Origin of the sequence: Lacticaseibacillus paracasei subsp. paracasei (genome assembly GCF_000829035.1) — a bacterium.
Classification (GTDB): domain Bacteria; phylum Bacillota; class Bacilli; order Lactobacillales; family Lactobacillaceae; genus Lacticaseibacillus; species Lacticaseibacillus paracasei.
On the sequence record NZ_AP012541.1, the window covers coordinates 2,643,357 to 2,657,099 of the forward strand.

Consider the following 13,743-nt stretch of genomic DNA (forward strand, 5'->3'; position numbering starts at 1 on the left):
CCCGGCCAATGCACTTGAGGCCGCTTATACTCCGGTTTCTAACCGGGCTGGTTCACGCTCTCTATTTCATTGCTTCATCAAAGGCTTTTTCAATCACTTGTTCTTCTGAAAGTCCCGGTTTGGTGTAAGCATCAATCAAGTCGCGCATTCGGTGATAATCGCGGGGATAGACTTTTACAAACGTACCTTTTTCCTTTTCCCAGTGATCCAGAATCATCTGGGCCGTTTCCGAGTGAGTATACTGGACATGCTTTTTAAGTAGTTCAATCAGAATACTGTCGTCTCCAGCTTCATCCAAATGATAAAGATCAACTAGGTCTTGACTACAATGCTTCGCAAAATCGTGTGTCCAGTCATAGACATATGCAATGCCACCGGTCATCCCTGCTGCAAAATTACGGCCGGTTCGGCCAAGGATGACGGCGACACCTCCGGTCATGTATTCGCACCCATTATTACCAACACCTTCAACAACAACATTGGCGCCAGAATTACGGACACAGAACCGTTCGCCAGCACGGCCATTGAAATAAGCTTCGCCACCAGTTGCGCCAAAACACGCAACATTGCCGACAATCGGTGAATGGGTGTACAGTTCTCGAGCTTGTGGCGGTGCAGCAACGATCAAGCGACCGCCTGACAGGCCCTTGCCAACATAGTCATTGGCTTCACCGACCAACTTAATGGATAGTCCTTGGGTAATGAACGCTCCAAAACTTTGACCCGCCGTACCGTGATAGTTGAAAGCCAGTTGTCCTGGTTTTAATCCGTCATTACCAAAATGCGCCGCAATCCAGCCGCCTAAACGCGTGCCAACCGCGCGGTCCACATTATTGATTGGTAGGTCAATGGTTGTGGTATTTTGATTTTTGAGACTAGTTTCAGCAAATCGGTCTAAATCCGGCCAGTCATACTTTGGCTTGAAAGGATTGGCCTTTTTACGTTCAATTGGAATCGTTTTGCCCAGCATCCGATCATAGTTAAGGGTTTTGGCTTTCCCAAAAGGTACATACCGCGGCTTCAGATGCTCGCCGTGACCCACCATTTGATCGACTGTGCGATAACCTAATGCCGCCATCTGTTCACGCAAATCTTCGGCCAAAAATTGCATCATGTGAATCACATTTTCGGGGCGTCCTGCATATAACTTGCGCAGCTCTGGATTTTGGGTAGCGATACCGACCGGGCATGTGTTGAGGTTACATTTGCGCATCATGACACACCCAATAGCAACCATGGTTAAGGTACCAAAACTGAATTCCTCTGCGCCTAACATAATCGCAACAGCAATGTCGCGCCCTGTTAATAACTTGCCGTCAACTTCCAATGTCGTGCGTTGGCGCAACTTGTTGAGCGCAAGCGTTTGATGGGCATCTGCTAGCCCCATTTCCCATGGCAACCCACAATCTCGGGTGGAGTTTCTTGGTGCCGCTCCAGTGCCGCCGTCATAGCCAGAGATCACGACCGTGTTAGCACCAGCTTTCACCACACCGGCCGCAATCGTACCAACCCCGGTTGAAGAAACTAATTTTACATTGATTTTGGCATACGGATTGACCTGTTTTAAATCATAAATCAATTGCGCGAGATCCTCGATGGAATAAATATCATGATGCGGTGGCGGCGAGATTAGCTGCACACCGGCAATCGAGCCGCGAATGCTGGCCACCCAAGGGTAAGCTTTCCCTGCTGGCAACTGCCCACCTTCACCCGGTTTGGCTCCTTGTGCCATTTTAATTTGGATTTCTTCAGCACTCATCAGATACTCTGTGTTCACGCCAAAGCGCGCCGTTGACACCTGCTTGATTTTGCTGTTGCGGTTCAGACCATCTGCACCGATATGAAATCGATTTCTGTTTTCTCCGCCTTCCCCGGAATTACTACGTGCACCCAACTTGTTCATGGCAATGGCAATGGTTTCATGCGCTTCTTCAGAGAGTGCCCCAAAACTCATCGCGCCGGATTTGAACCGTTTCACAATGGAACTCACCGGCTCAACTTCACTCAACGGCACCGGTTTACGGCCGTTTTGATCAATCGTCCACATTGATCTTAAGGTCACTGGATTTTCCTGTTCTTCGGCATCCAGCTCTGCCGTGTACTGTTGATAGGCCTGATAGTCGCCGTTCCTGACTGCTTTTTGGAATTGATAAATGCTCTTGGGATTGTACAGATGCTCTTCACCATCGGCCTTATATTGAAAACTCCCGCCAGAAGGCAAATCGTCAATCGCGTGATTGCTGAAGGCTCGCTGATACTTTTGGTAATACTCGTCCTCAAGCTGGTTAAGATTGATGCCACCAATCCGAGTTGGCGTTCCGGTGAAGTATTGGTCAATCAAACTATCAGCCAAACCAACTGCTTCAAACAATTGCGCCCCTTGGTAGCCGGCGGTTGTCGAAATCCCCATACGGCTCATGATTTTGATGATCCCTTTGGTCGCCGCTTGGCAGTAATCTGGCAATTGCGCTTCAAGGCCACGTTCCTTTAGCGTCAAGAAAGCGCCATACGGATGAATGGCAGCGGCACCGTAACCGACCAGACAGGCAAAATGATGAATTTCGCATGCCTCTGCCGTGTCAACGACGATAGACGCAGCAGTGCCTTTACTTTGCCGTACCAAATAATTATGCAAGCCTGATACGGCCAACAAAACCGGAATCGTCATCTGATTGTCAGCAACTGGTCGATCACTCAACACTAAAATCGTTGCACCGCCATCAATCGCGTTTTCCGCCTGCGTGAAAAGATCCTTTAGCACGTGCGCCAAACGATCGGGCGTATCCGTCAAATCATAAGCCAACGACAATTTAGCGACTTGTAACATTGGCAAATCCAAGTTGAGAATTTTAGCATATTCTTGATCGCTTAAAATCGGGCTGTCAATTTTAAGCTTGTGACAATTTTCAGCAGTATCGCGCGTACAATCGCCATCGCGACCTAAAAAGCCAAAAGTCCCAATGACTACTTTTTCCCGTAATGGATCAATTGGCGGATTCGTCACTTGGGCAAACGACTGCTTAAAATACGTGAACAAAGATTGCGATTTTTTACTCAAAACTGCTAAAGGCGAATCAAAGCCCATGGCAATGACCGGTTCGCCACCATTTTGCGCCATTGGCAACAACGCTGTTTGAATGACTTCGTGGGTATAGCCGTTGCGTAGCCAAAGTTTTTTCAAACTGTCGATCGGCATACTTTCATCTGATTTAGCGTCAGGTAATTCCCCCAACGTTAATCGGTTAGCATTGAGCCATTGCTGATAAGGATGCGCTTCGGCACAAGCCCGTTTCAAATCACGAGTCTTCGAAATGCGGCCGGTACTGGTGTCAACTAATAACATCTCAGCAGGCGCCAAAATGCCTTTCTCGACAATATCGCCGGGGTCGACATCCACCACCCCTGATTCTGAGGCAACAACCAACTGATTATTTTTCATTAATGTGTAGCGCGATGGGCGCAACCCATTACGATCCAAAAAGGCACCAACTTGAATGCCGTCTGTAAAGCACAAGGCAGCTGGGCCATCCCAAGGGGCCATGAAAGTAGCATTGTATTCGTCAAACGCCCGTTGTTCATCAGATATTTCGGTACCTTCGCCCCAAGCTTCCGGCACCATCATCATCAACGCTTGCGGAATGGATCGGCCATGCCGATAGAGATATTCCATACAGTTCTCTAACTTGGCGGAATCAGAGTCAGTTTCATCATAAATTTCAATACCATGACTGGTCATCCAATTTTCGGCGCCCTTTAACGTGTTGATTTCCCCGTTATGCGCTAAAAACCGGAACGGTTGAGCCCGATCCCAACTCGGAAACGTATTCGTGGAAAAACGGGAGTGAATCAAGCAAATGGCACTTTTCATTTGCGGGTTATGTAAATCCGGGTAAAAAAGACTTACTTGGTAAGCATGAAGCATGCCTTTATAAACGATGGTGCGGCTTGAGAAAGAACAGATATACATGGCTTGCCGATCAAAGGTTTTCTCTAACTGCCGTCGCAATGCATAAAGATGATCCTCAAAGTCCTGCCCTGCCTGTGTGTCTGTCGGCCGTTGGACCACAACCTGAACAAAGCCCGGCATAGCTTGTTGAGCCGCGGGACCACAGTTTTCGTAAACAAACGGAACATTGCGCGTCCAAAGAACCGGAAAGCCGGCTTCATCGATTTGACTCACGACCGCCTTTAACATGGCGGCCTTTTCTTCTGCATCATGCGGCAAAAAAAGCTGAGCCACTGCATAGTCACCTTGCGCCGGTAACGTTAATTCATAGCGGTGCATTTCGTCACGGAAAAAAGCATCCGGCATTGCCATTAAGATACCGGCGCCATCACCTGTATCAGGTTCAGCACCGGTGCCGCCGCGATGATTCATGCGTTGTAGCATGGTCAACGCTTTTTCCACAATTTCGTGGCTAGCGTGACCATCCACTTGCGCAATAAATCCCATACCACAGGCCGCATGCTCAAATTCCGGCAGGTACATTAATTTTTTGTCATGTGCTAAGTGATCCATGAAATCCCCACCTTATTAGTTAACATCAATGTCTTGAGCCTAAAGATATTGGTCTCATAGTATTCTAATAATGACGAGATTACAATGCTTTTTTCTTTGTCTGCCGTTTCACATTTGGCTCCGAAGTCTATCAAAGCTTGCAGAATCCGCCATCTGGTCACAATCAAAAACAGTGCATCAGACTGATTTAATAGGAAATCAGTCTGGTGCACTGTTAGTCATGGTCGGTTGCAAGATCTTTTTTTATTTTTTAGTTGCTTAAGATAACTGCCATCATTTTCTCACGATGGCGGCGTGAAAGTGGACGATTTTATCAAGTCCGTACATGATCGGCGCAGAAATCGTCATGATAATGAATTCGGAAAGCATCAACGAAACATAGGTTGGTAAAAACATTGTGGCGAAACTTAAATGCCCCGTCCACACAATCTCAACGGCAATCAAGGCCATCGTGATCGTCATGACAGCGATATTTAAGGCAAACCGGGCCCAGAGATGACGCAATTTCGGCGCCACCCACCCGACCAACAGCAAGCCGAGCAAACTTTGACCGCCGCCAAAGACCACGTCAAGCCAACCAAGCGGTGAGAAGATAGCATTGAAAATCACGACTCCTGTCACAACACCCACAATATATTTACGATCAAACACGACCAAGTGATTCAAACTTTCAGACAAGCGGAATTGAATCGCGCCACTGGCCAAATTAAGGCTCGCGGGACCAATTGATAGCACAATATAGATAGCAGCAACCAAAGCATTAAGTACCCAACCGCGTGTTTTTAGATTTGTCATGAAAGTCCTCCATTAAAAGTCACATTATTTCGTCATAGCGCGTTTGCCGGAGCAGAAACCTGCGTAAAAGGACAGCGAATGTAGTAACCCAAGCCCCGTCATCACGTTTGAGGCCGCTTATTCCCGGTTTCTAACCGCTCTGGCGAACGTTCAACAAAAAACGCGCTGTTAAGCGCGTTGCTGTTAATTCTTATTATATGTTTTGGGCTTGGGCAAACTGACCAGACCCACTGAAATCGCCAACGCGCGGTCGACTGCTGCCATTTTGGTGCTTGACAGAGCTGTCACGCGGGCTTGTAGCCGTTGCTTGTCAATCGTGCGAATTTGCTCAAGTAAAATGACCGAGTTGCGTTCAACGCCATCTTGCTTGGCCCGTAACCCGACATGCGTCGGCATCTTGGGTTTTTGAATCTTGGAGGTAATGGCTGCCACAATCACTGTGGGACTGTAATGGTTGCCAACGTTGTTTTGAATAATAAGTACTGGCCGGTTGCCGCCTTGTTCGGAGCCGACAACCGGAGACAGATCGGCGAAAAAAACATCGCCGCGTTTTACGGACACATCCATGCTTTTGCCCCCTTATCGCTCATCGAATATGGGCGTATGCCTCGCTCTCGCAGGCAGAGAAAGCATGACTGATCTCTGTATTGATCTGGCCCATTGCTACATAGCCAGAAATCAATTGGTTGATTTCGGGAGCCTGTGACTTCAAAAATGTCGCCACTGCCTCCGTAATCACAGCCTGAGCGTCAATGTCATTCAATTCACAATAGGCATCCAACCGCGCCTTAATGGCATCATCAAACGTTACCGCTACTGACGTTTGCTTTTTCATGACAACTTCCTCCAACTTCCCAAGTTCATGTTGTTACTTTAGCACAAAATGGGCATACGAGCCACCATCAATCGACCGGATTCACGCTCTGTCGCTTCAGGCGCGGCGTTAAATTGCAGGCGATTTCGTAATGAATTGTCTTGCTATATTTAGCAACGTCCAACAACGTAATCTCCTGATCGCCACTTTGCCCAACCAAAACTACCTTTGTGCCAGCTGGATATGCTTTGGGCAAACGAATCATAAACTGATCCATGCAGATACGGCCAACAATTTCACAATACTGACCATCAACAAGGACATGAAAGCCCTGTAGGCGCCGCAGCCAGCCGTCTGCATAGCCAATCGGGACAGTCCCGATGGATTCATCTCCTTTGGCACGATAGGTCACACCGTACGAAATACCGTCACCAGCATGCACCTGCTTGCAATAGGTCAACTCACTTTCCAATGACAACGCTGGTTCCAGTGGAAACGGTGTGGTTGGAATCGCGTCCCCAGACGGATTTAAGCCGTAAATAGCCACCCCATACCGAATCATATTGCCATTGCAAGCCGCATGCCACAAGCTGGTAGCCGAATTAGAAACATGCACATAACGCGGCCGACTTGGTAAAAGATCGACCAGATGATTGAACTTGTCAACTTGCTGTTTGAAATAAGTATCATCAGGAGCATCTGCCGTTGCAAAGTGAGTGAAGACCCCCTCAATGACAAATTGCTTGGGATGCGCTTCAACAAACGCAACTGCCGTCTTGAGTGCTTGATCTTCGGTAAACCCGATACGACCCATGCCGGTATCTAAAGCCAGATGAATACGCAACGGCGGCAGCTCTGGCTGTGCTTCTAACACTGGCAAAGCCTGTTCAAGCCATTCGGTGCTGCTGACAGGCAATGATATTGTTTGGGCAGCAGCAATGGCCGCATACTGACTCGGTACGATGCCCAACACCAATACTGGTTCACTATAATCGGCCTTGCGCAATCCCAATGCTTCATCCAAGATCGCCACACAAAAGCCGGTTGCACCAGCTGCTTTGGCAACCCGCGCCACCCGCAACATACCGTGACCATAAGCATCAGCCTTGACCACAGCGAAAAGCTGCGTCTGCTTTTTTAATCGTGCGACTTCATGCTGGATATTATGCAAAATGGCTGTTTCATCTATTAATACCGTTGCTGGTCGAAAGTTACCGATCGTCACGTTCAGGACCTTCTTTTTCTAAAATTACCTCGGTGAAGACCAAGGTTTCACTGTGCGAAATGGAGACAAAAGCCTGACCGGAAAAAGGATGCTTCGTCAGAATAGGTTTGCCCAACTCATTATTGAGAATTTCGACATCCTGTAAGGCGACTTTTCCTAACCCAGTACCAAATGCCTTTGAGTACGATTCTTTGGCAGAGAAACGGCCGGAAAGATATTCAACGGCGCGGCGGCCATCAAGTTGCTGATAATTTGCTAATTCAGTCGGCGTCAAAATTTTAACCGCGAAGCCGCTGTTTTTTTCCTGTGCCGCCTGAATTCGCGCCAAATCTGTGACGTCCACCCCAATACCGTAAATCATGGGTTGCCTCCTTAACCACGTTGACATCGCCGGAACTAACCACCGTTCCTGCTCACGCTTTGTCATAAAGTTATTCTAGCATGCTTTTACAGAAAACGGGTGTTTGGTTGAAGCAAAAAAAGACCCCAGGACGTTTAACCTGAGGCCTTTTGAACGCTTTAATTAAAAATCATTCGCCATTACGGATTTTGAAACTACGCTTAACATTCTTGCGTTTATCGCTGAAGTTGCGTTTTTTGTCGTAACTGCGCTTATTATCACGGTTGCCTTGATAGCCGCCTTCGCGACGCTTACCCTTGTAACCGCCTTTATAACCACCACGATTATTGCCGTGACCGTGATTGCTGCGACCACGATGTGGCAGCGGACGTTCTGGCGTGATTTTAACCGGAACGGCACTGGCATCATCCGGGCTGACTGCCTTAAGATAAGCGGAAACCAACTGTAACGGGGTGTAGTTTTCCAACAAGGATTCAGCCATAGCTTCGTACTTTTCAGTATCGTTAGCTTCGACTTGTGCCTTGATCGTTTCTAAACCGCTGGAGATCTGGCCCATCAATGCTTCTTCTGCTGTTGGTGGTTTCATCGGCAGCATCCGCTTCTTGGTCAAGTCTTCGATCGTGTGCAAATATTCGATTTCGTTTGGGGTGACGAAGGTGACGGAAACACCCTTGTGACCTGCACGACCAGTCCGGCCGATACGATGAACATAGGAATCAGGATCTTGCGGAATGTCATAGTTGTAAACATGGGTGACACCGGAAATATCCAGACCACGAGCGGCGACATCAGTAGCCACTAGGAAGTCCAATTGGCCACTCTTGAACTGGCGCAAAACGCTCATCCGTTTTTGCTGTGTCAAGTCACCATGAATGCCTTCTGCCCGATAACCACGCGCCTTTAGACCACGGGTTAGTTCATCAACACGACGCTTGGTCCGACCAAAGATCAAAGCCAAGTCTGGGTCTTGAACATCAAACAGACGAGTCATGACATCGAACTTTTCGTAGTCTTTTGCACGGACATAATACTGTTCAACGGTATCAGCTGTGAGTTCCTTCGCCTTAATCTTAACGGTGACCGGTTCATGCATGAACTTATTGGTCAAACGCATGATGGAAGCAGGAATCGTTGCAGAAAACAGCAAAGTCTGACGCGCGGTTGGCATTTGTTCAACAATCTTTTCAATGTCATCGATGAAGCCCATGTCGAGCATTTCATCTGCTTCGTCTAATACCAAGACTTTAAGATTTTGCAACTTCAGGGTGTGACGGCCAATATGGTCAAGGATTCGACCTGGTGTCCCCACCACAATTTGCGGGTGTTCTGATAATTGGCGAATTTGCCGGCGAATGTCGGCACCGCCGTAAACTGCCTGGACCTTGATTTTCTTATCTTGGCCTAAACGATAAAGTTCTTCTTGGGTCTGAATCGCCAATTCCCGAGTTGGGGAAATGACCAATGCTTGGATACTCCGGTCAGCCTTATCGATGTTTTGCAGGATCGGCAAGCCAAACGCTGCCGTTTTCCCGGTACCGGTCTGTGCTTGACCGATCACATCTTTGCCTGCCAGAACCAGTGGGATCGTCTCCGCTTGAATCGGCGTCGCTTCCTCAAAACCTGACTGGGCGATTGCCTTTAAGAGATCATGATCCAAACCTAGTTCTTTAAACTTCAAATGAGTTCCTCCTTGAGAATTCCTGCACGCGTTTACCCAAGCGTGTTTTCAAAGGAATCCGCGGGCATCACGTGCATTTTCAGTAAATGACAAAAAAACATATCCGAACAATAGTATCATGCTCACTATAAAAAAACAAGTGCCGAGATTCGGCCAAGTCTTGCATAATCACCAAAAGCTTCAGTCAACACATACTTATTTAAGCCTAAACTGACATTTTTAAAAGAATAAAAACCGTCAAAACATGCTAAAAGCCGTTTCATTTTCATGGAACGGCCTTTATGCTTACAACGCTAGTATTAAGCACGACCACCAGCGACCAAAGCTGACAAAACGGTTTCCAGATGCAATCCGTGACTCGCTTTCAACAAAACCATATCGTCATGGTTAACATCGTTTTGTAAGTCGCGCGTCATCTGTTCCTTGTCATCAAGCGGATAATAGTGCAACTGATCGGCTGGATATTTTGCTGCCAATGCATCGGCAAGTGCTTTCATATCGCTACCGTATAGATAAACAACCTGCACTTCCTTAGGATCGAGTGCCTCTGCCAGACTTGCATGCAACGCGGGACTTTGTTCACCAAGCTCCAGCATATCCCCCAGCACTGCAATGTGACGGCCAGTTGCCGTAAATTCGCTAAAATCATGAATGACGGCTTTCATCGCGGTCGGGTTGGCGTTATACACATCGCTTAGAATCTGTTCACCCACATCCCCGATCAACCACTGTGTCCGGTTAGCCGTCACCTGAAAATGAGCCAATGCCTTTTGCATGATTTCGGGTTTGACATGGAATTTGCGGCCAACTAACAGGGCTGCTAACGCATTGACAACATTATATTCACCCATAATCGGAATCGAGAACGTCAGATCAGGCCAAGCTTCAACTGTGAACTCAGTGTGGTTACGATGCCCGCTGATTGAATGGGCAAATATCGTATTTTCAGGATGCAAGCCAAAAGTTTCGCGCTCCTGCGTGATCTTCTTCGCCCGTTCCTGCAACAATGGTTCGTCACCATTAAAAATAAACGTACCATCATCCTTTAGGCCATCAGTGATTTCCATTTTGGCATCGGCAATTTTATCCCGGGTCTTGAAAAATTCAATATGTGCTTCCCCGATCATCGTAATCACGGCCACATCCGGTTCAGCTAAGGTTGACAGTGCATGTAATTGCCCTGGCCGATCCATCCCCATCTCAAGAACCAAGACTTCGGTATTGGGTTCCATGCTGAGAATAGTCATTGGCACGCCAATTTCATTATTATAGTTATCAGGGGTTTTAACGACGTGATATTGTGTGGCCAAGATCGCAGCGGTCATGTCCTTCGTTGTCGTTTTGCCATTGCTGCCGGTGATCGCCACCACTTTGGGATTCACTTTCATCAACAGATAATATTGTGCCAATTGTTGCATCGCTTTCAACGGATCCGGCACCACCAGCGTAATCAGCTTGGTGGTGACAGGTAAATGATCAGCTGCAACAAATGTTGCCACTGCGCCAGCCGTAGCAGCTACCGGAATAAATTCGTGACCATCACGTTCACCGCGTAACGGCACAAACAGCATACCCGGCTTCAATTTGCGTGAATCAAAAGCCAGTCCGGTCACCACATGCGACCCGTCTGCTTCAGAGAGCGGTTGAGCTTTCACAACTCGCGCAATCTCTGCCAATGTCATCTTCATAATTAATTCGACTCCAATTCTTCAACTTCATCCTGTTTAAGAACAGGTTAAAACAGTCCATTATTGGCGATGATCGGCAGATGCAGCATCATCAATCATCATCCACTGATTCTTTTGCCGCATCAAAACAAGCATTCCCAATCGCCGGACATCTGTATCCGTCAAGATACCATCAGGAACGAACCGAGCTTTCGGTGCCAAAAGTGGCACACTGATTTTTTCACGAGAAAAACGGACGTTCTGGAAATCAAATACCACGCCATCTTCCAATAATGGTAAAAACTGTGTATAGACGGCATGTGACACGCGAGAAAAGTGCTGTTGCCGTAAGCGTAACCAGAATGGTTCCTCATTAGCAATTCGCCGCATATACTTGTTAATGGCGTTTGCTAAGAAGGTCGCAAATAAAGATTCGTTACGCAGATACATATTCACCATACCGTTTCGCAATGGCAGGTAAACCAACTCGTTTTGCAATTTGTAGTAAAATGGCGAACTTAAATGCGTTTTGGCATGTCCTAAGTATAGCAGTTCCGCAATCTCGTTAGGCGTGAGTTCCTGCAAAAATCGCGGGCTTGAATAATCTAGCCAGCAACGCGTCTGCCCCGCTTTACTCCGCAAAAAGTCCTGAACCTGATCCGCGCCGTCGATAATATTGAACCAAGTATGCGGATCTATCTGTTCCTGCTCATCCACAGGGGGCAGCAATAACAGATGCTTCGGTACTTTTAGATGGTCGCTCAGCAAATCACTTGCTGAAATGCCATATGTCAAAAACAAATGCGCCAACGGTTCATGGCGCACATAAATCATCGCATTTCGCACGTTTAAAACCCCTTCAATACTCCCGACTTAATTATACGACTTTCACGGCATGACATGCGTTAAGATTAAGAGCGTGAGCCAACCCGCTTAGAAACCGGAGCATAAGCGGCCTTGAACGTGATGGCCGAGCCTTGGCCATTGCGTTCAAGGTCCTTATGTGCAGGTTTCTGGGTTGGCGAACGCGTTTCAGTCAGAGCGTGAGTTGGCGCGGTTAGAAACCGGAGTGGAAGTGGCCTTGGTCGTGATGGCCGGGCTTTAGCCATTGCGACCAAGGTCCTTACACGCAGGTTTCTGCGTCAGCGAACGCGTTTCAGTCAGAGCGTGAGTTGGCGCGGTTAGAAACCGGAGTGCAAGTGGCCTTGGTCGCGATGGCCGGGCTTTAGCCATTGCGACCAAGGTCCTTACACGCAGGTTTCTGCGCCAGCGAACGCGTTTCAATCAGAGCGTAAGTCAACCCGGTTTCTGCGCTAGCTCTCCTCATTCTATCTAAGAAAGGGTGACCTATGATGTTACAACCATGGCCTAATCTTATCCCTCGTCCTGATTTGCCAACGATTCCAAAAACAGCAGCCATTCCGCCTGCTTATTTTAAGCTCATTCAAACAGGTATTTTACCGATGAATTGGTGGCTTCCGACTAAGGAGCCGACGAGTGATGCCATTGACGGCGTGGGTATCCACGCCTTTGCAACTGTTGGTCCAGCCATGACTTCAAACGATTTGCCAGCACATTTTTTGCCATTTGCCAAAACCGGGCACCAATATTTTGGCTTCGATCTCCAGCAGGAACCACGCCAGATTCGATATATTGATACCGAAGTCGACCAGTGGCTGACAGTGGCGATGGATTTGCCAGCTTTCATGAAGCAATTGCAGCCTCATGAAGTAAAGTTGCCAGAAATTTCAGTCGATCCGCAGATTTTTGGACATATGGCCGTCATCGCGACAGCGACTGAATGGCCAGCGCTGTTTGATTACGCGCGCGAATTCATGGCCGGCCAAGCAATTGGCCCATGGCTGCGATGGCTCGCCCAATCAAAAGAGGAAGCTAAGCGGCAAGTCGGGATGGAAGAATTTCATTTTCTCACCCGTTACCAGCCCAACTTCCTCACACCCAACGACACGCTGACACTGCAGCATGTATTCGGCTAATGGTTAACCGACTTATGGTCAGGTTGGAATGCGAAGGTGTCCAACCAACGTAGATCCCGTTTGATTCCAAAATAACCAAACAAAGCAAGTCCCAACGAACCAAAGAAGTCCATAAACAAATCACCCATCGTGTCCATTAATGCCGCCCGGCCACGCAGTAGCTCGCCGCCAGTCGCCATGTACCGCTGCATATTCAATCCTAATAATCCATCAAAGGTGAACTCATAAAATTCCCAGAGCACGCCGATGGTGGTGCCAAAAGCTAGTGCAAACAAGGCCATCAACAACGGGCTTGTTGATGTCAACCGTTTTTGCGGGGTCAATGCCGCAAAAATAGCAAATCCTAAACCGGCGAGCATCGCGGCACTGAATAAATGTTCAAACTTATCCCAATAAGGCACACTGTAGCATTGCAATCCTGTCCCCAGTAAAACGCTTAAAAGTATAAAGATCTCGAATAAGTAAATTAAAACCGGTGGAAATCTAAAATGCCACCACCGCTCCATCAATCGCGGTAAGCTGACAATCAATATGCCGGACGCAACCTGCGCCAATAACATCATCTGACCATGAAATAACGAGCGGCCGCTGATATAAAGGCCACCAACAATCAATAAGTAAAGCAGGTCGCCACCGACATTCAGCCAGTATAAAAAGTTAGATCGTTTTGTCATTGTTTTTGCCCCT

The 13,743-nt window shown here is 47.8% G+C and carries 12 protein-coding genes; 1 reads left to right on the forward strand and 11 read right to left on the reverse strand.

Annotated features, from left to right (window positions below; genetic code table 11):
* Nucleotides 1-61: 61 nt before the first annotated feature.
* The 10 genes from gltB to LBPC_RS13020 all read right to left on the reverse strand — a co-directional run bounded on the left by gltB (nt 62) and on the right by LBPC_RS13020 (nt 11,905).
* Complete coding sequence (gltB, locus tag LBPC_RS12975; RefSeq protein WP_003662699.1) at nt 62-4,519, reverse strand: glutamate synthase large subunit; 4,458 nt, start codon at nt 4,517-4,519, stop codon at nt 62-64.
* Between the two features lie 273 nt (nt 4,520-4,792).
* The gene (locus tag LBPC_RS12980; protein WP_003662697.1) at nt 4,793-5,314 is read right to left on the reverse strand and encodes a QueT transporter family protein; all 522 of its coding nucleotides are present in this window, start codon (nt 5,312-5,314) and stop codon (nt 4,793-4,795) included.
* Between the two features lie 183 nt (nt 5,315-5,497).
* Nucleotides 5,498-5,881, reverse strand: a complete 384-nt coding sequence (locus LBPC_RS12985) for a type II toxin-antitoxin system PemK/MazF family toxin (RefSeq protein WP_003567661.1) — start codon at nt 5,879-5,881, stop codon at nt 5,498-5,500.
* Nucleotides 5,882-5,900: 19 nt separating this feature from the next.
* Nucleotides 5,901-6,149, reverse strand: a complete 249-nt coding sequence (locus LBPC_RS12990; RefSeq protein WP_003567665.1) for an antitoxin — start codon at nt 6,147-6,149, stop codon at nt 5,901-5,903.
* A 67-nt stretch (nt 6,150-6,216) separates the two neighbouring features.
* A complete protein-coding gene (gene alr / locus LBPC_RS12995; RefSeq protein ID WP_003662696.1) occupies nt 6,217-7,353 on the reverse strand; it encodes an alanine racemase in 1,137 nt (378 codons plus the stop codon).
* Complete coding sequence (gene acpS / locus LBPC_RS13000) at nt 7,340-7,714, reverse strand: holo-ACP synthase (protein ID WP_003567669.1); 375 nt, start codon at nt 7,712-7,714, stop codon at nt 7,340-7,342. The genes alr and acpS overlap by 14 nt, the downstream gene beginning before the upstream one ends.
* A gap of 169 nt (nt 7,715-7,883) precedes the next feature.
* The gene (cshA, locus tag LBPC_RS13005) at nt 7,884-9,392 is read right to left on the reverse strand and encodes a degradosome RNA helicase CshA (RefSeq protein ID WP_003567670.1); all 1,509 of its coding nucleotides are present in this window, start codon (nt 9,390-9,392) and stop codon (nt 7,884-7,886) included.
* A gap of 125 nt (nt 9,393-9,517) precedes the next feature.
* Entirely contained in the window at nt 9,518-9,661 is a 144-nt protein-coding gene (locus tag LBPC_RS17090; protein WP_003567673.1) for a hypothetical protein, read from the reverse strand.
* A gap of 30 nt (nt 9,662-9,691) precedes the next feature.
* A complete protein-coding gene (locus tag LBPC_RS13015; RefSeq protein WP_003662693.1) occupies nt 9,692-11,080 on the reverse strand; it encodes a UDP-N-acetylmuramoyl-tripeptide--D-alanyl-D-alanine ligase in 1,389 nt (462 codons plus the stop codon).
* A 60-nt stretch (nt 11,081-11,140) separates the two neighbouring features.
* Nucleotides 11,141-11,905 carry a hypothetical protein gene (locus LBPC_RS13020; RefSeq protein ID WP_032781166.1) on the reverse strand — a complete coding sequence of 255 codons (765 nt, stop codon included), beginning with the start codon at nt 11,903-11,905 and terminating at the stop codon, nt 11,141-11,143.
* Nucleotides 11,906-12,408: 503 nt separating this feature from the next.
* Between LBPC_RS13020 and LBPC_RS13025 the strand changes: the two genes are divergently transcribed.
* Complete coding sequence (locus tag LBPC_RS13025) at nt 12,409-13,056, forward strand: hypothetical protein (protein WP_003662690.1); 648 nt, start codon at nt 12,409-12,411, stop codon at nt 13,054-13,056.
* Here the strand turns inward: LBPC_RS13025 and LBPC_RS13030 are convergent.
* Nucleotides 13,053-13,730, reverse strand: coding sequence for a DUF2238 domain-containing protein (locus LBPC_RS13030; protein WP_003567683.1), 678 nt, complete (start codon nt 13,728-13,730; stop codon nt 13,053-13,055). The genes LBPC_RS13025 and LBPC_RS13030 overlap by 4 nt on opposite strands.
* Nucleotides 13,731-13,743: the final 13 nt, after the last annotated feature.

Coding starts and splice junctions, on each gene's coding strand:
- gltB (WP_003662699.1), bottom strand. CDS start 4,519: ATGGATCACTTAGCACATGACAAAAAATTAATGTACCTGCCGGAATTT.
- LBPC_RS12980 (WP_003662697.1), bottom strand. CDS start 5,314: ATGACAAATCTAAAAACACGCGGTTGGGTACTTAATGCTTTGGTTGCT.
- LBPC_RS12985 (WP_003567661.1), bottom strand. CDS start 5,881: ATGGATGTGTCCGTAAAACGCGGCGATGTTTTTTTCGCCGATCTGTCT.
- LBPC_RS12990 (WP_003567665.1), bottom strand. CDS start 6,149: ATGAAAAAGCAAACGTCAGTAGCGGTAACGTTTGATGATGCCATTAAG.
- acpS (WP_003567669.1), bottom strand. CDS start 7,714: ATGATTTACGGTATTGGGGTGGACGTCACAGATTTGGCGCGAATTCAG.
- LBPC_RS17090 (WP_003567673.1), bottom strand. CDS start 9,661: ATGAAAATGAAACGGCTTTTAGCATGTTTTGACGGTTTTTATTCTTTT.
- LBPC_RS13015 (WP_003662693.1), bottom strand. CDS start 11,080: ATGAAGATGACATTGGCAGAGATTGCGCGAGTTGTGAAAGCTCAACCG.
- LBPC_RS13025 (WP_003662690.1), top strand. CDS start 12,409: ATGATGTTACAACCATGGCCTAATCTTATCCCTCGTCCTGATTTGCCA.
- LBPC_RS13030 (WP_003567683.1), bottom strand. CDS start 13,730: ATGACAAAACGATCTAACTTTTTATACTGGCTGAATGTCGGTGGCGAC.